The organism is Peribacillus sp. FSL E2-0159 (genome assembly GCF_038643155.1).
Taxonomy (GTDB): Bacteria; Bacillota; Bacilli; order Bacillales; family DSM-1321; genus Peribacillus; species Peribacillus simplex.
Genome location: NZ_CP152053.1, coordinates 3338258 through 3361562 on the forward strand (window position 1 = coordinate 3338258; position 23305 = coordinate 3361562).

The 23305-nt window shown below is 32.9% G+C and carries 14 protein-coding genes and 3 pseudogenes; 2 read left to right on the top strand and 15 right to left on the bottom strand.

Annotated features, from left to right (window positions below; genetic code table 11):
- Nucleotides 1-60: 60 nt before the first annotated feature.
- Nucleotides 61-1455 carry an AbgT family transporter gene (locus NYE63_RS16210; protein ID WP_342605792.1) on the top strand — a complete coding sequence of 465 codons (1395 nt, stop codon included), beginning with the start codon at nucleotides 61-63 and terminating at the stop codon, nucleotides 1453-1455.
- Nucleotides 1456-2145: 690 nt separating this feature from the next.
- On the opposite strand, the gene NYE63_RS16215 is transcribed toward NYE63_RS16210, so the two are convergent.
- From NYE63_RS16215 to NYE63_RS16275, 13 genes and pseudogenes are all read right to left on the bottom strand, one after another.
- A complete protein-coding gene (locus NYE63_RS16215; protein ID WP_342601885.1) occupies nucleotides 2146-2868 on the bottom strand; it encodes a site-specific DNA-methyltransferase in 723 nt (240 codons plus the stop codon).
- A gap of 1052 nt (nucleotides 2869-3920) precedes the next feature.
- A complete protein-coding gene (locus NYE63_RS16220; protein ID WP_342601886.1) occupies nucleotides 3921-4361 on the bottom strand; it encodes a hypothetical protein in 441 nt (146 codons plus the stop codon).
- Nucleotides 4362-6749, bottom strand: coding sequence for a site-specific integrase (locus NYE63_RS16225; protein ID WP_342601887.1), 2388 nt, complete (start codon nucleotides 6747-6749; stop codon nucleotides 4362-4364). It abuts the gene before it with no gap.
- Complete coding sequence (locus NYE63_RS16230; RefSeq protein ID WP_342601888.1) at nucleotides 6742-8796, bottom strand: hypothetical protein; 2055 nt, start codon at nucleotides 8794-8796, stop codon at nucleotides 6742-6744. The genes NYE63_RS16225 and NYE63_RS16230 overlap by 8 nt, the downstream gene beginning before the upstream one ends.
- 3 nt (nucleotides 8797-8799) lie before the next feature.
- A complete protein-coding gene (locus tag NYE63_RS16235) occupies nucleotides 8800-10287 on the bottom strand; it encodes a site-specific integrase (protein WP_342601889.1) in 1488 nt (495 codons plus the stop codon).
- Between the two features lie 550 nt (nucleotides 10288-10837).
- A pseudogene (locus NYE63_RS16240) lies at nucleotides 10838-11092 on the bottom strand (flotillin family protein); the annotation flags it as partial.
- 925 nt (nucleotides 11093-12017) lie between these two features.
- Entirely contained in the window at nucleotides 12018-14252 is a 2235-nt protein-coding gene (locus tag NYE63_RS16245) for an MMPL family transporter (protein WP_342601890.1), read from the bottom strand.
- A gap of 114 nt (nucleotides 14253-14366) precedes the next feature.
- Nucleotides 14367-15017, bottom strand: a complete 651-nt coding sequence (locus NYE63_RS16250) for a response regulator transcription factor (protein ID WP_342601891.1) — start codon at nucleotides 15015-15017, stop codon at nucleotides 14367-14369.
- A 15-nt stretch (nucleotides 15018-15032) separates the two neighbouring features.
- Complete coding sequence (locus NYE63_RS16255) at nucleotides 15033-16241, bottom strand: sensor histidine kinase (protein ID WP_342601892.1); 1209 nt, start codon at nucleotides 16239-16241, stop codon at nucleotides 15033-15035.
- Between the two features lie 383 nt (nucleotides 16242-16624).
- The gene (locus NYE63_RS16260; RefSeq protein ID WP_342601893.1) at nucleotides 16625-16780 is read right to left on the bottom strand and encodes a transposase; all 156 of its coding nucleotides are present in this window, start codon (nucleotides 16778-16780) and stop codon (nucleotides 16625-16627) included.
- A 517-nt stretch (nucleotides 16781-17297) separates the two neighbouring features.
- Nucleotides 17298-18056, bottom strand: a pseudogene (gene ribD, locus NYE63_RS16265) (bifunctional diaminohydroxyphosphoribosylaminopyrimidine deaminase/5-amino-6-(5-phosphoribosylamino)uracil reductase RibD); the annotation flags it as partial.
- Between the two features lie 53 nt (nucleotides 18057-18109).
- Nucleotides 18110-18865 (bottom strand): GTP cyclohydrolase II, encoded by a 756-nt coding sequence (locus tag NYE63_RS16270; protein ID WP_342601894.1) that lies wholly within the window; start codon nucleotides 18863-18865, stop codon nucleotides 18110-18112.
- A 1047-nt stretch (nucleotides 18866-19912) separates the two neighbouring features.
- Nucleotides 19913-20086 (bottom strand): restriction endonuclease, encoded by a 174-nt coding sequence (locus NYE63_RS16275; protein ID WP_342601895.1) that lies wholly within the window; start codon nucleotides 20084-20086, stop codon nucleotides 19913-19915.
- Nucleotides 20087-20113: 27 nt separating this feature from the next.
- Between NYE63_RS16275 and NYE63_RS16280 the strand changes: the two genes are divergently transcribed.
- A complete protein-coding gene (locus NYE63_RS16280; RefSeq protein WP_342601896.1) occupies nucleotides 20114-20548 on the top strand; it encodes a hypothetical protein in 435 nt (144 codons plus the stop codon).
- 172 nt (nucleotides 20549-20720) lie between these two features.
- Here the strand turns inward: NYE63_RS16280 and NYE63_RS16285 are convergent.
- Nucleotides 20721-21330, bottom strand: a pseudogene (locus NYE63_RS16285) (recombinase family protein).
- 462 nt (nucleotides 21331-21792) lie between these two features.
- A complete protein-coding gene (locus NYE63_RS16290) occupies nucleotides 21793-23229 on the bottom strand; it encodes an amino acid permease (protein ID WP_342601897.1) in 1437 nt (478 codons plus the stop codon).
- Between the last annotated feature and the right edge of the window lie 76 nt (nucleotides 23230-23305).

Genomic DNA, 23305 nt, shown 5'->3' on the forward strand with positions numbered 1-23305 from the left:
TTATGAATTTAAAGAGAGGGAGGAAATAACTTGGTTCAATTACAACAGAAAATAGAAGAGGTGAAGAGTGAAAAAACAAATAAAAGTAAAACAATCGACGTATTTGTTTTGCTGCTATTCGTACTATTGGTTGCCACTATACTGACCCACATTATTCCGGCAGGAGAGTATGAAAGGGTTGAACAAAACGGACGTGAAATAGTAGATGCAGGATCCTTTACCAGAATAGATCAATCACCCGTTCAATTCTTTAGTTTTTTCAAAGCCATACACACCGGAATGGTGGAAGCAGCCGATATCATCTTTTTTGTTTTTATTATTGGAGGTACATTCGGTGTCCTTACAGCTACCGGTACAATCGAGACTTTAATGGTAGTTATGTCAAGAAAGTTCGCTAACAAGGAGAAATGGTTAATTCCCGTTATGATGTTATTCTTTGCATTGGGAGGATCTCTTATGGGAATGGCTGAAGAAACCCTAGCCTATATTCCAATTCTTATTCCACTTGCCATCGCTCTAGGATTTGATGTATTTACTGGAACAGCCATCGTATTAATAGGAGCTTCGATTGGTTTTACAACGGCAGTCATGAACCCTTTTACCGTTGGCATTGCCCAAGGAATTGCTGGCCTTCCCCTTTTCTCTGGAATCACATATCGGATTTTATTGTTTATTGTGATGTATGTAGTAGGGGTTGGATTTGTTTACAAACATGCCATGAAAGTCAAGAAAGACCGTACTCTTGGGTATTTTGGGGATTATCAGGATATAAACTTAGAGCAAATACTGAACTCCCCTGTTATTTTTGAAAGAAGACATAAATGGGTTCTCTTTTGTTTTTTACTTAATTTCATTTTTTTAGCATTTGGTGTAATCAAATTTCACTGGTATATTACAGAAATTGCAGCTCTCTTTATTATACTAGCAATTCTCATAGGTCTTGTCGGCAGACTTTCAGCAGATCAAATCGTTCATTCATTTATGAAAGGTTCAGCTGGGTTAATTACAGGAGCCCTAGTTATTGGAGTATCTAGAGCAATATTAATCGTTCTTGAACAAGGACATATCATCGATACGATTTTACATCATACTTCCTCTGTCCTTCAACATGTTCCTTCAGTGTTTAGTGCTGTAGGAATGTTTATACTCCAAGCTCTTATTCACTTTGTAGTTCCATCTGGAAGTGGACAAGCTGCTTTAACTATGCCAATTATGGGACCATTGGCAGATTTAATTGGGGTTACTAGACAGACAACTGTACTTTCTTTTTCCATAGCGGATGGAATTGGGAATATTATTTTTCCAACATCAGGGTATTTCATGGCGGCTATAACCCTTGCAGGGATTCCTTGGATACGTTGGGCAAAATGGGTCTGGCCACTGATTCTAATACAATATGGAATAGGGATTATAGCTGTAATTATAGCTCATTTGATTAAGTACGGGCCATTTTAACACACCTAAGTTCAATTAATTCCTACTATTATATACAATAGTAGGAATTATCAAAATTATCAGCTTGATCCTAATAGGAATTGAACTTACTGTTTAGATACTATTCAAATAGATTAATAGTTTACTTTTATCTACTTCTAGTAATGTTTTAAATCAGTTTTCAACCGTTTCATAAGTTATTTCTACTGTTATAATATCCTCAAATTTTTATTTTCATTATGTATTCTTTTTTCTTTATCCAACTCTAAATAAATCATCTTAGTTATTGGATCTAAACGATGTATTACCCCTGTATACTCTCAGTTAACCCCCTCTTTTCCCCTACAGTAAACTTTGCAGGGGAAACAAATTCCATTGCAATGTGTAAAAATAATCCTTGTTCATTTTTATTTGAAAAGCTTTTTGTTCAGGTAAACTCAAAGCTGCCTTCCACTTTAGAATTCCTTTGTCACAGATTGTCATTTGAACATCTCCATCCACACCAGACAAGCGTTCTTAATTATTCATAGAAATTTTCACCTAACTTCCACATTTCATTTTTCTTTTCAAAATAAAAACACCGCGGCAAACGGTGTTTAAAACAAATCGTTATGTTCGGGGTTAAAGCCTTGAATAGTTCAATTAGTAATTGTCACATGAGGGGTACCCCGAAGTCTTCGGAGGTTTAAAGCGAAACAACATCATTTAGCTTCATGTATCTTTATGCAAAGCATTCGAAGCTTTGTTAAAGTAGGTGTCATCTAATTCGAAACCAATAAAGTTCCGATTTAGGTTTATTGCAGCCTGTCCTGTTGATCCTGAACCCATAAAACAATCTAATACTGTTTCACCTTCATTAGTATGAGTTGCAATGATTTTTTCGAGAACAGAAACCGGCTTTTGACAAGGGTGAAATCTCACTTTTCCACTAACTATAGGTGCTTCATAAATAGCCCTATCATAATAAGAATTAAACGTTCTTTTTGTCCCTTTAGTATAGGATATAAAAAATTCTCTTGAGTTTGACAAATAATTTACTTTTGCATTAATTGGGACCGGATTCGTTTTTTCCCAAATCCCTATTCTTTGTTGTTTCAACTTCTGCTTTTCTGCAACTATTGATATATCATCCATTTTAAAAATATCGTAAAAGATGACCATTGTTCCACCTGGAACTAGTACTCTTTTAAATTCTTGTAATAGGGAAAACCAGTTTAAACTATTCTCTTCTAAATCCCATTCACCAAATTCCATTGAAATAGAACCATATTTTTTTTGGTCACCGCCACCACTTTTAAAATTCGTCTTTCTAGAAATAAAATACGGCGGATCCGTACAGATTAAATGAATAGAATTACTATCTATCTTTTTAATTTCATTAAAGACATCTCCATTTATTAATTTCAATTCTCCTGCTGATTTACTTACAGTCATTTTATTTATCCCCAATCTCGAATTAATTCTCTTAGTTAGCTAAGGTGTTTGTATTAAATTCGATTTGTCTAATATAAAACAAGGGGATAAGTAAATTATTTTATAAATTAATGATTTCTCTCAAGAATTGTCCAAAACGAAAGAATACCGACTAAACTTTTCTCATTGTGTTTTTAACCGAATATGGAAAAAAAACCGGACTTTTTTTTACTGAGTCCATTATTCAAGAAATAGTTTAGTTTATGCCCATTTTAAAAACCAAAAAGGAATAGCCATAATTACAACTCCTAACTTCATATAAAACCTTAAAAACCAATAACCTTTATTTCGAAGCATATTTTCTTTATCTTTCTAATTTATAAAAAGATACCGTGCACCCACATCCAATACTATTAAAATCCGTGGGGTTTTGCATCTTTGACACTTATCGCTTCTGATTTGGCATAACGTTGAGCCACTTGTGCCTGGTTTATTAACTAAAAAAAACTGCATTTAGAGCATCAGCATACTCTAACGCTTATTTTCTCCCATCATTATTTCAACACCAGCGGTGAAGTAATAACATCAAAATTAAACAACTTTTTTTAACCCCTTCCTCACTCAGAACAGGGTTATGCAACTTATTCCCGCCTGATTAGTAGTTAAGAATGGTGTAAAGCTAAAACGGCTGCAAAATGCAGAGTGGGTAAAGGATTTTTCATCTTCATAATAAAATTTTAACCATTTCTTATCATTCTGAAGACAAGTTGCTATTAACCAGAAGCAAGATTTGAGTATTCTTTTTCTCCAATAAAAAGAAAAAATAGTCCGGCGTTAGAAAGATAAGTCAATCTCATTTTATTACTCCCTAAGATTGGCTATACAATTATGTAACAAGCCTTGAGAAACAAGATTATTGCAGCTACATACAATGTTTATCTAGATTCTTCACCTTTATTAATTAAATTTCACCCTATTATTAAAAGTCTACAAAAAAAGGGGAAAAACGATTTCCCCTTCTCAGTTAACAGCCTAAGGACTTCCTGTTTCCTTAGGCTCAATTTTTATAATATTTATATTGGTTCAATTTTATCATATCGAGTTATTACCTTCTTCATTAGTTTCTCTATCAATATCTCTTGGTTCAATACCTTCGTTCTATACACTTTTAGTTTTTGATCTCTTATTTTCAATTCTTCTAATAATTGCTCAATGGTTAGATTTCTTAGAGTTTCAAGTGAAGTGATATTCTTTTCGGTCATAATCTCCTGATTAATCTCATGAACCTCATTTAGGAGCTTATTATACCATTCATCTAAGTAATCTTTACGTTCTTTAATATTGTAAAGACTTTTTGTAGTAACATGTAAAAGAGAAGCAATTTTTTCTATTGCTTCCCCTTTAGTAATCTTACGATCGATATATATTCCGTTTTTCGCCTTTCTAATAAAGGTTCTCTTTGCACTTGCTGCACTTCGTGTTAATTCTTGTTTAGTAAAGCGTTTATTAGCCAACTAAATCACTCCATTTTGTATAAAATTAGTCATTTGTGTTACCGTAGGAGAAGGCATTTTTTTGTAATATTTAGATATATAAGACTTGGCTTTTTGATGGACCTCTTTTTCAATTTTCTTACATTCGCTTTCTAAGAGCTCAAACTTTTGAAATAATTCTATAAAAGTTTCATCCAAATCTCTCTTTATATCAGTAATTCTTATAGGCAACGACTTTTTTTCATGTAAATCCTTACTTTTTTTAAGCATATTTTCATTATGATGATGGAATACGACCCATCTTACAAGCTCCGCTTTATGTTCTAACAACATATCTAAGTCAGGACTATATTTCTTACACTTATAGCATTTCAGCGTATGATGAAAACATGTCACTTTAGAATGAGCATTGCAGTTATGAGTTTTCATTGGAAATCCTCTTGGAATTTCACCCTCCATTTGAGAGTCTTCTGTAGTAAATTCAAAATCTTCAAGGTCTAACATTAATTTATCTAAAAATAATTTTGCAGTTTCTTCATCTTGAATGGTATCTAAAATCATTGAGGTTACGTGCAAAGCTTTATTTTCATCGAGGACAAATGTAACATTTGAATCATCACATGCTGTCTCTACCGCATCTATTCCATATATACCCTCGTTTGCAATTTCATTAAAACTTTCTAATATATCGTTTGAAATTGTTAGTGTATAGGTATATTGGGACTGCAAATTGTCATGTCCCAGTTGTTCTTCAATTTCTTCATCGGTATTGCCTTTAATTTTCAAGTATGTAGCACACAATCTTCTTAGGTCATGTGCTGTTAAAAATCTGCCTCCTGGTAAATTCTCACCCCATATTTTCGTTTGTAAATTAACCAAATAATTTGTAACAGATGAACCATTGAAGGGAAATTGCCCGGAACTATCGGACAATAACCTTGTTTCTTTCAAGTCATCTCCTCCCCTATATACACTTGAACTCATTTCTATAGGGTAAATTGGAGCTACTTTTTGTAATTGGTCCACCCATTTTACAGCCTCTTTTGTTAATTTAATGCTATGGTTTTTCTTAGTTTTTGTCTTATGAAATTGTAAAAAGTTATCACCATAAGTGTTGGTTTTCAAACAATTGTACTTTAAAATACTTAATTCATGGACTCTTTTTCCAGTCTCCAACAAAAGTAATGAGGCTCGTCTGAGTCGAAAATAGTTTATTCTATTATCTTCATGATAGGGAGATTGATCATCATATAAAACTTCAATTAATCTCACTGCTTGTCTGAAATTAATGTGATTCCCGTATTGTGTATCGTAAGTTCCCATCCGAACATTGGGCAGCAAGCTTTTTTTATTTACATTTAACTGATGTTCATTGTTATAATAATCAAACCAGTTTCTAAATGATGAAACAATTCCGGTAAAATATTTTTTGCAAACATCATCTTTTAAATCAGATAATATATTTAAGATTTTTCCATCAAGAACATCCTGAATTGTATGAATACTATTAGGATTTAAATATTCGAAACATAATTTCCTTAAACGCTGTGATTGTGTATTCCAGTAATTCGGATTAATTTTTTCATAGGAAATTGTACGTTTTTCGCCTTTCCTTGTTACGTAATTCTGATAGCAATTGTTCTTTGATCTTTGGAGTAAAAAACCAAAAACATAATTCTTAATTTCACTAATTAATTCGCTATTCAGAGCATGCTGATTTTCTTCCCATGTTCTTTTTTCCAATTCATAAAAGTCCGTTTTACCCCTGAATTGTACAGGTTCAGTGAAAGCTGAATCCTTTGCTTTTGATAATAGGAAACTGAACAAAACTATATTTCTATGCGTTCTTTCCGTATTATTTTTATATTTTAAACCGAGGTCAAGTACTAGTTCCGGTGTAATGCTCGCATACCCTAAACCTTTTACTAAACCATAACCAGCTAGCCAATATCTTAAAGCAATTGAAAGAATACGTTTTTTATCTAAATTTATTTGCTTTTTGTCATTTTCATTTAACGGGAACCATTCTAAATAGTGCTTATCGAATAATTCAGAGATAATTTGAAAATTAGGTAAATTTTCAAAATCCAATCCAAATTGATTGTCAAATTGCATTGAATATTCAAGAGGGAATTTATACCTTTGTAAAAGAGCCAGTCTAGATAAATAACTCAGAATTAATCTTTCATGAACTGTTGTTTTTGAATTTACGAAATTCAGAACTGGAAATTGAATAATTTGATTAAAAGGAGTATCGAGAATAAACTTTATTCTATTGCGGTAGGATTTAGAAGCGATAGCGGCCCATTCCTCCTTTGTGAAATGGGCTTCTTTAAACATTTCAATAGCAACACTATTTATTCTAATAAAAAAACCATCATTATTACGTAACTGGTTAAAGTTAATCATTCTGAAGTGCCTCCTTAATATCCCTTCCTGACAATTTAAGTTTAACCATCTCCCATATCCCTTCCGGTTTGACACCTAAATCGGTTAATCTTTTTTGAATAAGGGCTATCGTCTTTATAGAATCTGCGGCAACAGGATTTTCATTCGTATAGTTTTTACTAGATTTAATTAAATTTTTGTGATGTACAAAATGCTTTGCAAGTTTAATAATTGCTTCTTCAATTTCTTCCTTCCGAAGGATAAAGTGATGGCAGCCCCAACACCGATAAAAGTTCTCACAACTTTCTTCTGTCATACACCATCCCATATCTCTTTTACGGCCATATTGCTTAAGAAAATTGGACAAATCTGTTTCTGATGTTAGAACATCAAAAAGCTTTTTATCCTCAATTGTAGAGTCAGCCCATAACTCTATTATTTTCAGATAGAATTTACCGGATAAAGTCTTTTTTTCGTATCCATCAATTATGGAATAAAGAAGTGTATTCCTGGAGACTCTACTTCTTAAATATTTATAAGTTATTTTTATATCATGATGTCCTAATATAAATTGAGTTGCTCTCGTATTACTTGTTCTAGCTTGAACTATGGTAGCAATATGATGACGAAAACCATGAGCACCGATTTTAAATAATTCTCCATCATTTTCTGCTTTGTAGTTTTCTAGATCTTGAATACCAGGAAGGATTTTTTCATGTAAAAACTTTCTAACTGTATAATCACTTAGAAAACCACTTTCAATTTGAAACAAATGAATATATGTTAAATTGTTCTTAGGATTATAAATTGGTTTAAAGCCGAGTTCTACGCACCTTTTTTGGAGTCTTCTGACAGCTTGAATTCCAATTTGATCAAAAAAAGGAAAGTGACCATGTATATTACCTGCTTTATCTCTATAATCAGATATTAATCCTAAAAGTCTATCATCATTTAACATGGGCTGTAAGCAATCATGTGACAGTGAAATGGCAAATTCAAAACGCACTGGACATGTACCAACAATTAACCAGAAATCCCTACAAAGTGCTTCTATTTCCGTCTTCGGAGAGTAATCGTAGCACTTAGAAATTATTATGTTTGCTAAGTTTTCTATCGGAAATGCAAGTCCATCGTTATTATCATTATGGTCCACAGATGCTTTATTAAGTGATGCCAATAATTTATTTGGACAGTCAATTACTTTTGGAAAGGAGGGGTAATCGTTTAAACCCCATTCAATAAATAATTTGGTTTCAATAACCTTGTTATATATAACAGAAGGATTCTTATATCTACAACTTAACCAATCTCTGTATTTTAAAAAATCATATTTGTTAAATTGCCTTAATTCTACTTCTTGTTCTACCAAAAACGACAAAAACGTGGCTAAAGAACTGTTTTTTTTTCTGATAGTGTTAGATGCATAGCCTTCATTTTTAAGGTGAATTTGAAAATCCTGAATTTCTCTTGTTAAAAACGGATATTTTTCTACGAGGTACATAGATTGTGACTGAGATTTTATTTTTGCTTTTATTGTATAACCAAGAGAGAATCTAATATTTTGTATCCCCTCTCTAGACGTTACCCCTCTGGTAAAAACCCAATCAATAATTTCATCCTGTAAATCTTTATCAGTAATGTTTTTGAAAGGCTTGCCATAAGAAATACAAATTCTACTTATTGTGTTAATAACTAAATTTGTTCGATTTGGTCTTAATTCCTTAATTTTTTCAATTTCTTCCTGAGTTATTAAACTATAATAAAGGGAATAATTGAAACAAAGAACGCCCATTTTATTAGTTTGTTTACTTAAGTACTTTATAAACTTTTTTCTATAATTAGGATCTTCCGTAAGTCTTCGTTCAAGTATCCAAGCGATTATATATGCATATTCTTTTGTATTTCCGCACAGAATAGTTTTCTTTTTTTCTAATGGTGTATTTAGCCAGTCGGTACCTGTTGGATACTCACGTCTTAATTTCTTGATAAGACCAGGTATTCTTCTCATCTCTGGTGTTTTAGAATTCATTTGAGGAAAATCTTTCATTTCTATCCAACTTGTATCCATAGATTAGTTACTCCTTCTACCATTAATAAAAGTTTTAGGCATGTCAGATACTCTGCTTTTTTCCCTATTTTGCTCCTCAACATTAGGTAAATAGTGAAGATAGACCTTTTTGGTCGTAGATTCAGATTGGTGTCCAAGGAAACGAGATACATCGCTAAGCGGTATACGCTTAATGCGAATTAAATAAGTGGCAAAAAAATGCCGAAATGAATGAGGAGAAAAATTCAAATAGTATTCTTCCTTATTTGATCCGGAGATTATAGTTCGATATTTTGAATATATTGTTCCTCCGCATATTGCTTTGCCTTTAGAATTATTTGAGTTGGAGTAAAACAAATAATCATGAGTCTGTTTTGAAGATTCCAACCATAATTGTCTTGCTGTAATATGTTCTAGTAATAAACTGGTAAACTCACTCTGTGAAAAAAGAAGTGGAATTGCTCGATTTGCACTTTTATTTTGACACTGGAAATTTTCTGTCTTTCTTTTTATTACATTACAGACCCAACAATTCATTTTTTTATCGAATGATATATCACCTTTAAATTCATTTAAAAGCCATTGTCTGGCCTTATTAACGTCCCAAAGATATAAATCTTTAGGTATTCCTTTAGATACAATCATTAGATTTCGTGCTTCTGACCTACGTAAGCCAAAACTAATCAGGACATAGAATAAAAGGTTCGTTTGGAAGTCACTAGAGCGGATCATTCCTCTGAAATAAACTATATCTTCTATAGTCATCACTTCCACTGAAAGTGGTTTAATGCCTCCTTTGTCATAATTCCTAATATTAGCATCCTCTAAAATTGCATGAGTATCAGCAATTAGTTTACGTGATTTCCTATTTGTTGTACCGGTTAAAACAGTCTCGAATTTCTTATATTTATATGGTATTGGCGAAAGATCCAAATTTACATATTCCTTAGTGTCATCCCTTAAAAACTCCATGAAACCGCATGCAGTTTGTACACAGCTTTTAATTGTTTCATATTCATAATCCTCAAATACTTCTTGTTCTAGAATTCCTTGATTATTTAGTCCGAGTGATGTTAATTTACCAAACAACACTGCCTTATCATGCAATGGTAATTTATCCCTTAAAGACCACTCAATTGCTTTATAAGGAACTGTTTTAATTTTTTTTAATAACCTTAAATAGCTTACAAATGCTTCAATCACTATTAATGTATTAACCTGTAACAAATCTAGTTTCCAAATCATTATAAAATCAAGAAATTTCCTAAGATCTTGTGCCATTCTTAGAACCGTGTTTATCGGGTTATTCATGTATTTCCCATTAAGTAAGTAGCTAGTCCCGTAATAATGTAACTCTTGGTTGGGTGTGTATATATGAATAATATTTAATTTGCTATTGAAATCAATGTAATGCATACCTGCTATTTTTAAAGAGGAATAGTGCTTTGCAAAAGCCCTTAACTGATCATCGGGGTCCAGCATATTTTTAATATCCCATAATTTAGTGTACATTCTGAATTCACCTACTTCCCAAAAATACAGTATTTATTGGTTACTATCTTGCATTTGTTACAAAATTACCATACCTAAAGGTTTTCCACAATAGGTTTAAGTAAAAAAACTGAATAGTAACAATATTCAATTCCTATTTATTTTTTTTGCTTATTTTTAAAAAAACCTTATAAACAAATAAAAAAACCTATCAAAGTTATAGGTCTTGATAAAAAGCAGCCATAAGATTCGTGCGAAATATTATTTTTTCAAAATAATTTAGGTTATTTGTTATAAATAAAAAAACATCCTAAAGTTAATAGTAGCACGTTTATAAAATATTATTATGTATAGATTTTCACTTAGGATTAAGTTCCTCGAACAAAATTCCGTCGATGCTCACCTCGTACCCAGTCATTGTACCCCCACACCAAAAAGTACGCTAACTTATACATTTGCAAGGTATCATACTTCAATAAACAATAAAGGAAAAAATGAATTAATAAAATAATTAGTGATTTTATGGCGAAAAAGAATTTTAAAAGATGTCATTAGATTTTAACTATTTATATTTAGCTAAGTCCTGCGAGGCTACCCTCTGAACTTCCTGGGAAAACTTTTCTCGGTTTTTATATATTTCCTCGACTGTCATCGACCCAAGGATGGAACAAAGATGTCCCTCCAATACTTCCCGGGCTTCCTGTTCACGGTCATCTTTGGATTTACCAAGGAATTGCTCTGCCGCTGTGGCGATATCGGTGATTGAACCGCCAATCTTGATTATCGATACACCATCAGCGATGAAAGGAACTCCCTGTTCTGTATATTATCTTTATAAATCATTGTACATAATTATAAAATCTTAAACGAATCGTTCATAATAAAGCATAAGTAGATAGAAAATCATTGTACATTATTAAAAAATGTACATAATATCCTTATCTTTTACCAGATAGCTTGTAATGCCTGATTTTTTACCCATCATTATCCCCCCACCTTCTTGCTTTATATATTTGTCAGCTTGGATTTCGTCATCAAATGGTCCAAGGATATCATATTTTTATCGGTTACCGTGGTTGAATGTATTAATCTTGCTGCGGCTCTTGCCAGAGATAGAAAATAACTGAATGATTGAATCCCTTATATCGGGAAAAAACAGTGTTAAAGTAAATCTATACTCATAAAGACTATTAATCTAGGAATTTTCTTAGGATATTAAAACTTTGTGGTACTTAAAATAAAGAAACATGGTTATCTATATATTAGGGAAATGTTCCGGATATTGCTATAAATCAGATATAAGGCCATTTTTACTGTTATCAAAAAATCAGCTGAATAAAGATTGCAGTTTTTGCTTCACTAATTTAAGTTAAGATTGTTGCCGCAGCTCATATTCCTAATAGTAAAAGCAAAGGACCACTTATGTTTGGTTTGTGGTGGTCCTCCTCATTTTTACTTATTAGCTGTTAATAACCTTATCAAGACCTAAATTTTAAAAACCTTAAAAATAAAGAAGAACACATATTAGTCATATATAATATGTGTTCTCGTTTTATTAAAATAAAAGCGCCCGATTCAAATCGTTGAACTTATTGAAAACTTTAAGTACATTTGTTCACAAACTTGTCCTTATCACACTTTACTGTAGTTAAATGAATTTAGAAACATTCTGTTAAATAAGTGCATTCATAGAATGAAAAACCCGGCTTCTTGACTACCGGGTAATTGAAACAGTAATTATTCATCATGTTTTATTCTGACATTCTTCCTTCTTTCACTAAATTAGAATATTTTTTATTGTTTGTGTTTTTTTCTTCAGCTACCTCAGTTTGTATCGTAGTTCCCTCAACATCAATATTTGGAAGAATTTTATCCATCCAGCTCGGTAAGTACCATGCTGCTTTTCCCATTAATGTCATTACAGCTGGTACTATTGCCAACCTTACAATAAAAGCATCAAAAACAATCCCAAAAGTTAACGCGAATCCCATTGATTTAATGATTGGATCGGGGGCAAGCATAAAGCCTGTGAACACAGAAACCATTATCAGACCTGCAGCTGTCACTACTCCTCCACTATCTTTTAGTCCTGCTAGTATAGCTTTTTTTGCATCTTTTGAATGTGTAAATTCTTCACGCATTCTGCTTACTAAGAAGACTTCGTAATCCATGGCTAAACCAAATAATATACCTATTACTATAACAGGTAAAAAAGCTAAGACAGGACTTTCAGTAGGAAAACCAAATAAGTTTATAAGATTTCCATCTTGAATTACAAATACAACAAACCCCAAAGTTGCTCCAAGTGAAAGTAAGAAACCTAAAACAGCTTTTAATGGGACAAGGATTGATCTAAATACTAAAACCAAAAGGACAAACGCAAATCCCACAATTAAACTAGCAAATAACGGTAATGCGTCGTTCACCTTTTCAGATATGTCTATATTAACAGCCGTTGAACCCGTAACTAACAAATCTAATTGATCTTTATTAGTCAGTTTATCTGATAATTCTCTTATAGAGTGTACCAAGTCGTTCGTTTTTATATCGTTAGGCCCGGTTTTTGGAGTAATTGATATCATGTAGATATTTCCTGATTTATTTGGAATTGGTGGACTTACACTGTCTACATTCGATAATTCACCTAATTCATCTATCACTTCATTGATTTTTTGTTGTATATCTCCACTATTTTTATCTGTTTTTGCCAATATTACTAAAGATGAGTGGTACCCAGGACCATATGCTTCAGATAGTAAATCATATGCTCTTCTTTCTGTTGTTTCTTCTGATTTTGTTCCATTATCAGGAAGACCGAGTTGCATATGAAAGAATGGGATACTTACAATTATAAGTACTAAAACCCCTAAAATAGTGACTGTCCAAGGTCTTTTGGTAACAATATCCCCCCATTTACTTGATTCATTTCTTTTCCTTTTATTCGTTAGTCTTTCTAAAAATTTATTTTTTCTAGAAGGACCAATTTTATCCCCCATAACCCCTAAAATAGCTGGAACAAAAATTACCCCAATAAAAATTGCAAATAAAACACAAATTGCTGCAGATATTCCCATCATAGTTAGAAATGGAATTTTTGCAACAGCTAATCCTAAAAGAGCAACAATAACTGTTAACCCAGCAAATACAACCGCACTACCAGCAGTTCCAGTTGCAATAGCTACTGCCTCCTGCAAACTATGCCCTTTTGAAAGTTCTTGCCGGAATCTTGAGATAATAAATAAAGCATAATCTATCCCAACAGCAAGTCCTAACATAGCGGCTAAAGAAAGCGCAAATGACGGAATATCCAAATAATTTGTTCCAATAAGGATTGCTAAAATTCCTATTCCTAAACCTACTACTGCTGTAATGATTGGCATACCAGCTGCCAAAAAGGATGTAAAAGTAATGGCGAGAATGACGAAAGCAATAACTACTCCAATTACTTCTGTTATTCCACCTATCTCTAATTCAGAAAAGGCAACTGTGCCTGCTAACTCTGTTTGGATACCTGCATCTCTTGTTTCCTCAATACTGTCCAGTATTATTTCCTTTGATTTCTCTGTTACTTTATTTGCTAGGACATCATATGTCACTACCGCATATCCAATTTGTTTATTTTTATTAAAATTACCTAGTTCTGCAGGTGTAGCAACAGAGACAACAGACTTATCCTTTTTAATCACATCAAGTGTCTGATTAATGACATCTACTACTTCTTTAGATTCTAAGGTTTGATTTTTGGGTGCTTTTAGAACTAGATTTACAGTACCAGGTGTTGGTTCTTTTGAAGTTTGAAACTCCTTTTCTAATATTTTTCCTGCTTGGGCAGATTCAGTACCCGGTATAGACATATCCTCACTAAAGGAAGGACCCAAACTTATTGCCGCGATAGTAATTATAATGAGAATACCTATCGTTCCACCTATAACTTTCTTATTTTGATTTACTGCCCATTTTCCTAGTTTATAAAGATAATTCGCCATTTTTAACTCCCTTCAAATCTTCATTAATTTCTTTACATTCTAATAATAATGGACTAAATAAAAAAAAGAATCGTACATATGGGCAAGCTCCATATGTACGATCGGGCAATTTATTTATACTAAACGGAATAAGCCATGATCAATTGCAATAGCAACAGCTTCTGCTCTAGAGTTAACACCAAGTTTATTGTAAATATTAGTTAAGTGCGCTTTAACAGTACGTTCAGCAATCCCCATATCAAAAGCAATTTCCCTGCTTTTAAAACCTTTAGCAACTGCCTGTAATATTAAAATTTCTTTCTCTGTTAAAGGAGCATTTTTAGTATTAGTATAATTATTAGATTTCTTTTCCTTGAATTTTAAAAGTTTTTCCATGAATTCAGGCTGTAATAGAGTTTCTCCTCTAATTGCAGATTCTAACGTTCTAAATAGGTTTTCTCTGCTTGTATCTTTTAATAAGAAACCCTTGGCTCCTAACTTTATTCCTGTCACCATTAATTCATCTTCATTATATGTTGTTAAAATAATAACCGGTATAGTAATACCTTGTTTATTCATTATTTTTAATGTATCTAATCCACTCATTACGGGCATATTTAAATCCAATAAAATAATATCTGGTTTTGTAACATCAATCATTTCCAAAGCAACTTTTCCATTATTTGCTTCACCTGTCACTTGAAACAAATCATTGGTCTCTAAGATTAATTTGATCCCTTCCCTAACGACTAAATGATCATCTACTATCAAAACTTTATATTTCAAAAGTATTTACCTCCCCTACTCAATAGGAACTGTTATATTTAATTTTGTGCCTTTTCCTTGAGTACTTTCAATTAATAATTTACCTCCTACTAAACTTACTCGTTCCTGCAAGCCTATAAGGCCATATTTACCTGTTTGTTTTCCAATATTTTTTGTATCAAAACCAATTCCGTTATCGGAAATTTCCATATATAACTGCCCATCTTTTTGTTCAATCTTTATTCGTACCTTATTTGCTTCTGAATGCTTCGCTATATTTGTTAGGGATTCACGGAGTATATATGTTCCATATTCCATTGATAAATTAGACAAAGAATGAACTGGATTTATTTTATGTTCTACATAGATAGCTGTTACTTCTTCAAATTTTCTTATTTCATCTAACACTGCGGAATGGAAATCAATTTCATCTAATGACTCAGTTCTTAAATTATCAATTACTGTTCTAGCATCCTTTAATGTATCTCTTGCCTGTTGCATTGATCTAAAAATAATTTCATTCGATCTAGTAATATTCCCATTTCTTATATGAACGTTAACAGCTTCTAATTGCATAATCAGTCCCGCTAGACCTTGAGCTAGTGTGTCGTGTAAGTCTCTAGCCATTCGTTGTCTTTCATTCAATAAAGTTAGTTCCTCAACTTTTTGGTATGCCAGTTCTAACTGTTGTAAATAAAACTCCATACGCAATCTTGCACTAACTTGTCTGTTATAAATAATCGTATAGAATATGATTATAACTAAAATGACGAAAAATATGGAAATAAAAATAGGAAGCTCACTCGCCCCATAATTCATAACAATAGCAATACAATATAAACCATAAGATAATATAAAGAAAATTGTAACTTTAATATTATTTTTAAGAATAACAATGCTTTGTGCTATTAAAACTGGCAGTAAACCAATTAATACAACGGGAGACCCTTTAGGCAATATTAAAGCAGAAGCAAACAATACACAGTCCTGTATAACAAAGTAAAACCAAATATTACTTTTATAAAATACACGGGAGAATAAATATAATAAGGCATGTACTATTAAAATGAAACTAAAAAACAAACTAGGTAAAAATAAGGGTTGTTGTATATTTTGCAGTACTAATGCTCCTATATATACAAAGATAATCCAAAAAAAAATAGGCATTTGCGAAAATATTATTTCTTCTTTTGGTTTTTCGGTTGGTTCATGATATAGCGTTTTATTTAAATTTAATTTCTCCATCTACCCTCCACCACCTTACTACCATTTTATACTATTCAATTCTTTTATTAACTGTCCGTTAGTACATGCCCAAAAGGGCAATAGACTCTTTATTATAGTCCCTTAACTACATTGTAAATATTTATGTACAAAACATATGCCAATTTAAAGTATTCCCTTAGTAAGTTTATATTCTTTTATTAGCTTCAGTTTTTGCTTAAGGAGATTAGTGATAATTAACTTGATTGACTGTTTTTTCAGTTCTAATGGATGATTCCAGCTCAATGGTACTTACTTTCGTTGTTCGCTATTGATTTCTTAACCATGACACAAATTCCACTAAGTCCTCAAATCGTACATTTATGTATTCCTTTTCTATTCCTTGCAGAACTCGAAATAGTGTTTCAAAGCATAGCAATATGTTTTTTGAGTGTTGTAGCTTTTTTTACAGTATCCAAAGACTCAAGGTATTTTAATACTGGTAATATCGGACGACCTTCTTTATTTAATAACATATACCGTTTTTTATTGCCTTCGATGATTACTTCTTGAACCCTCAATTTTGTCCTCCCCCTCTTTTATAAGTCTCTATACAATTAGACATGCCTTTGTCATCATCTCCCACTTAAATGGAGTTGATATCTTTCAAATTATTGAGTCAGTCTTAGCCATGAACAACCTTCGACACGGAAATTTATTTGGGGAAAGTATTGGAAAAAAAGAGCTATGCGATTCATATGTGGAAATCTGATGTATTTGGAGAGTGTATATAGAAGAAACACGTTACAAATAAGTTTACGTTAGATATATTTTTATTTTTTTGGAATGGCTGCCTAAAGGAACATTATGCAAGCTTGCACACCCCTGGCTTATGTAATTGCAGATGCACGATTCATTCTCGTTGACGTGAATCAAGAATACCTTTTAAACAGCCAGCTGTCGTTTTTGGACCAGCGGCAAGCTGCCTAGTTTTCTTTGAATAAGTATATTAAATAGCGGATGTATTTCTCGGCCTTAATCTCATTTATAAATCCCTTATTTTTATTTATGTAGCAAGGTTATCGCTATTACATTTATCTACTTTTTAGAATAGACCGGGTAACCAACAAACTTGAAATCTTTCCCCACACTTTCAACAGTTACATCTGTTAACTCTACTGCCTCTCCCATTTTTTTAATTCCCGTTCCTTCTAGGAAGGTCGGGGCTTGCTGCCCGCCAATTAATTTAGGAGCAATATAGAGCACGGCTTTATCAATCAATTGACTTTCAAAAAATGCAGCATTAATGTCCCCTCCCCCTTCAATTAATAAAGAAGAGACAAGGTTCTCACCTAGTATGGTTACAACTTCGTTTGGGTTTACTTGGTTCGCTCCATTCGTATGAAAAATCTTGATTCCTAAAGACTCTAGTGCTGCTTTCTTTTCTTGGTTATAGTTCAGGCTGGTGAAAATCCATGTTTCAGCTTGTTTATCTGTAATTAGCTTTGAATCCAAAGGTATTTTTAAGGAAGAATCCATCACCACTCGAATAGGATTACGTCCATTAGGAATTCGGGTTGTCAGTTCTGGATTATCTTTAATCACGGTAACAACCCCAACGAGTATAGCCATATGTTCATTTCTAAGTTGTTGGACGTCCTTCCTTGCTTGTTCAGAAGTAATCCATTTGCTATCAGAAGAATGAGTGGCTATTCTTCCATCTAAAGTTATTCCGGATTTTAATGTTACAAATGGCTTTTTTTGAACAATAAACTTATTAAATACTTCATTCATTTGTTGAGATTTCTCCATACCGATCCCGATCACGACTTCTATCCCGACGTCTTGAAGTATCTTGGCCTTTCATTGCTCGCGCATTTTTTAAAGCTACATCCATATAAAATTCATCATTAGTCATTTGGACAAGTCCCCTCTTCCTCTAAGTGACCGGAACGTTTTATTTTTGTCTGAAGATAGTTCTCGTTAAATTCTGAAATATCCCCCCATAACGGCTGTCTGCCTGACACCTTCAAACCAGCATTTTTCAATGCTTCTAGCTTTTTGGGGTTATTGGTCATGAGTGTAACCGGTTCAGATCTTAGTGCTTTCAGTACTTTAATTGCATCACCATAATTTCTGGAATCATCAACAAACCCTAGTTTTTCATTGGCATCAACCGTATCGTAGCCATTTTCCTGAAGAATATAAGCCATTGCCTTACTAAATAACCCGATTCCTCTTCCTTCATGGTTAGCTAAATAAAACAAAGCACCTGTTCCATGCTCCACAATCATTTTCATGGAGTGTTTCAATTGATATCCACAATCACATCGCTTACTGCCAAATATATCGCCAGTATGACAAATGGAATGCATTCTGATAATGGCATCATCCCCATACGAAAAGTCACCATATACTAAAACACTTGATTGCTGCAGTTCAGCTAAGTTGGCAGAAGATAATTTTTCAATTATTCTCTCATAATTTTCTGTTACTTCGTCACAATTCAACCAACAATACCATTGGAAAACCACTGTCTCACCAGATAAATTAACGGGCAATCGAATAGGCCCAACTAAATAAATTGCGCTCTTATCCGTTTTAATTAATTGAATTTTGTTTTCCAGAACAGAAAGAACTTTTGAATCAAATTTTGTTTGTGTCATAAATACTGCTCCCTTTTTTACTTAGTTTGTATTTTGATGATGTTTTTTATTATTTTTTATTGTTCTGTTAAATTAAAGGTTGAGGATAGGCAGTATTGATTCAAAACCTAACTCCTGGCTGGCATCGTAACAGAATTTGCTGGGTTCCCAAAACCGCTGAAATTTCCCCGTGCGCTCTTACCTCTCTATTTAAGGCCATCGATACCCCAAAATAAATAAACTGCAAAATCTTTAGGGCAGAATAATTGGCTCCCCCAATTGACCCTTGATGCAGAAGTGTTATCAGCAACAACATCGGGTAGTTGAAACTGAAAATTCTCATACCGGCTGTATTTTTTTCCAAAACCTACTCGCCAGTTATAAACATCCTCAATCGTAATTACTTTTATAAAACCATCTTTATTTATTAAAAAAACCTAAATCTAGTTGGGAATACTCACCCTTATCAATGATTGATAAGAAGACCAACTACATCTTAGAAAATTCCTATTGATAAATAAAGAAAGAACTGCCATAAAGACAGCTCCGACTTTCAAATAAAGTACTTTTAGCCTTTCTATTCATTCAATTTCAACAGTTCAGCAATAATATCTGAACTACCTGACATGAACAAAATAATTGCGAACGATAAAAAGAATAATAACAAACTTAACTGACCAGGTGCATTTTTCCATAGTGCTCTCGCAATAAGAGTGGCAAAACAGATAAGTGATGGGTTAACATCGGGTGAAAAAACTGCAATGCAATTTCCATAGAAGTACATTAAAAGAAGCAATTTTGATAACCATAAACATAAAAAATCCAGATTTAAGATGAACTTGACTCATAAAAACACTAGTATTTTATTCGAAAATAAACAAATAAAGGAGCTTTTTATTGTGAATCAATAATCAGTATAATGTAAACTAACACATCAGTATCACCTATTTAGAATAAAATCACAAAATATCTAAAACATCTTATTCTTTTCCCTTTTTTCTTGCTTTAGCAATCATAAAGGTTAATTCATCACGATTAATTAATCGAATATTGTTTGCATCCTCCAGTTTAACTGCAGCTGGTGTAAAATATATAGCGTTTTGCCTGAACAGCTATCTTCTTTCCTTTTCGACGTAAGGTTAGGTCCGTACCGAAATCACCAGTACCCTGTGTGACCACTGCACTATATCCGTGAGATTCGAAAAGTGGACCCAGAAAATTTTCAAACTGAAATCCGTCCATTTTGTCGACTCATATATTTCTCTAGGATTGTTAGAGGATACTGAAGACTCTGAAATAGCTATTGAGGGAATTATTGAAGATATTGAAGTTAAGTCAGAATTACAAACTCCGGCAATACAATGTAAATATCATGAAACAATTGAAAACTTCACTTTAAGTTGTATTTATAAGCCAGTGTTACAAATGATGGATCATTTCCATGAAAACCAAGACCCTAAAATTCAATTTAGATTATCCGCTCATTTTCCAAATGAGAAAATAGGAACAACATCCTTTTTAACCCATATGGAGATAAATGAAACACTTCCGTCCAAAGATAAGTGCTTAAAGAAATTCATAGACAAACTAAAGAATAAAGTTAACATGATTGAATTCACTGATAGGTTTACCTTAGAATTTGGTCCGTCATTAGATGAACTGATAGTTAAAGTCCAAAAAGCTCTAGTATCAAATGGAAAATGATATAGATACATTAATATATTCTAATTCAATTCAAATATTAGAGATTTATCTATACCGGATTTAATTAAAAATATATAAATCTAAAAATACAAAAAATCAGTTTTCTTGAAAAGAAAGACTAGTAAAAATAAATTTCTAGACCTCTTGTCAAATTAATTTGGACGAGTTTCTTCTATATATAGTATCTTATTAAAGTCTTTTTCATAATCCTTAACCAACTGAAAAAAGTCGTCTTTTTAACGCCTAATTCCGCCATGGCTTTAACGGCTGTCTTCTCTCCTGCTTTCCAAAGATTATAAACTTCTATAAACTCTTCAGTTATTTGAGCTTTCGGTCGGCCGAAGGGCACACCGTTTTGCAAAGCTCATCTACCCCTTCTCGCTGACGTTTTCTAATACGGTCCCGTTCCTCTTCTGCCATCCAAAAAGAATCTGTAAAACTAGATCTGCAATGAAAGTCCCTAAACTATCCTGAAATAAAGTTGTTTCCAACAAAGGCATATCCATAATAACGATATCTACTTGTATATTTTTCGTGATGTCATTCCATTCTTGTAGAATTTCTTCTTTGTTTCGTCCAAAACGATCGAGTGAATGAATATACAGGACATCACCTTTCCGGATCATCCGTTTTAATAGTTGATATTCTTCTCGGTCAAAATTCTCCCCACTTTGTTTATCCATAAAGATATCTCGTTCATCAAGCCCCTTTTCTTTTTCATGGCCTGAAGTTGTCTTCCTTCATTTTTGATTTTTGCTGCTAACTCTTATGTATCCGATTATCCATTTTTCACTCCTATTCTACTTTTATCTCTCTTATTCCATCAAAAACGTGCGTAAAAGTGTATGTTAAATAAAGAACGTTCGTAAAGTATTTTAAAACTTTAACGAACGTTAAAACAAGACTCTATGGGCTTTTCTTTTTACAAAAGTGTACTTTTACCAATGGGATTAAGTTAAGGTTGAAGCTACTTTTATATTGAATGTTATGGGAGTGATGTATATGAATTGATTAGGAAGGAGTGACTAACTTTATCATTCTCCAAATTTATGTCTATCAACCATCGGTACCCTTTTTTGATGCACATGCTAGGCACACTGAAAAAGAACAGCTTCTCATATATATAAGTAGAAGAAGTCTGTCAAAAATCAGTGGTAATTCTTTGATTTATTATTTAAATTAGTACGTAAAAATCGATAAACCAAAGATTTTGTAAGCCTTCTCATTTTTTACAGAAAATCTCTTTACTTAATACTCCTAACATAATCATCCGTTTCATTATAAGAATTTATCTGATTCTTATTTCCTCGATTTTTCATATAGTAGAAGAGATAGCATAAAATAATAAAAGGTACTCCACAATACAGAGCAATTCTTTGGCTCGCATCAAAAGCAAGACCTATACAAGAAGCAAGACACAAAACACAAGCAGCAATGGGTACAAAAGGATAAAGTGGTGTACGGAATTTTAAATTTTTAATATCTCCACCCATTTTCAAAAAATGTTTACGGAACTTATATTGTGATAAAACAATCCCTATCCAAACTACAACTACTGCAAATCCTGATATAGCCACAAGTACTACATAAACTGTATCAGGTGCAAATACACTAGATAATAGAGATAAACAAGCTACTGCCATACTTACAGCTAAAGCATGCAATGGTACTCCATTTGACGTTACCTTTCCAAAAAATGAACTTATCATTTTTTCATTTGAAAGAGACCATAACATACGAGTAGATGCATATAGACCAGAGTTTGCTACTGAGAGTAAAGCTGTAATAATAACAAAGTTCATAATATCAGCTGCATAAGAAATTCCGATGTTGTCAAAAACCATCACAAATGGACTTTCAATGACTCCTGCTTCTTTCCAAGAGATTAACCCTGATAACACAAAAATTGCACCAACAAAGAAAAACATTGTTCGCCAAATTACATTTCTAATAGATCTAGGAACGTCTTTTTCTGGATTTTCACTTTCTCCAGCAGCAATGCCAATAAGTTCTGTTCCTGAAAAGGCAAAATTAACAGAAATCATAGCCATAAAAACTGGAAGCAGACCATTTGGGAAAAGACCTCCATCTACAGTGAAATTAGAAAGCATGGGGGCAGAGGCTCTATCATCCATTGGAATAAATCCAAGCATTGCAGATCCTCCAAGCGCAATAAATAAGATAATAGTAATTATTTTGATACCTGAAAACCAAAATTCGGTTTCTGCAAATATTTTTACTGAAAAGGAATTAAGTAAAAATATTAGAATCGCAAAGACGGCGCTCCACAGCCAAACAGAAGTGTGAGGAAACCACCTCTGCATTAATAGTCCAGAGGCAGTAAATTCGGAACCTACCGTTACCACCCAAGTAAGCCAGTACATTAAACCAATAGTAAATCCAGTAGCAGGACCGATATATTTGGTAGCGTAAGTTTGAAATGAACCTGTTACTGGCATAGCAACAGTTAGTTCGCCCAGGCATAACATGACAAGGTACATGATTAATCCGCCTACTAAGTAAGCGAGAATAGTACCTCCTGGTCCAGCTTGGCTAATTGTATATCCACTGCTCAGAAAAAGACCCGTTCCAATTACACCACCTAGCGAAATCATGAACAAATGCCTACTTTTCATTGAACGTTTCAACTGGTTTTCATTGGTATTATTTGTGTTAGGCATCTAGTCTCCTCCTCGTTATTTACTCTCTGCAAGTACTTATTTTAATAGACAACAATATACAAAGTTTATATTCTTA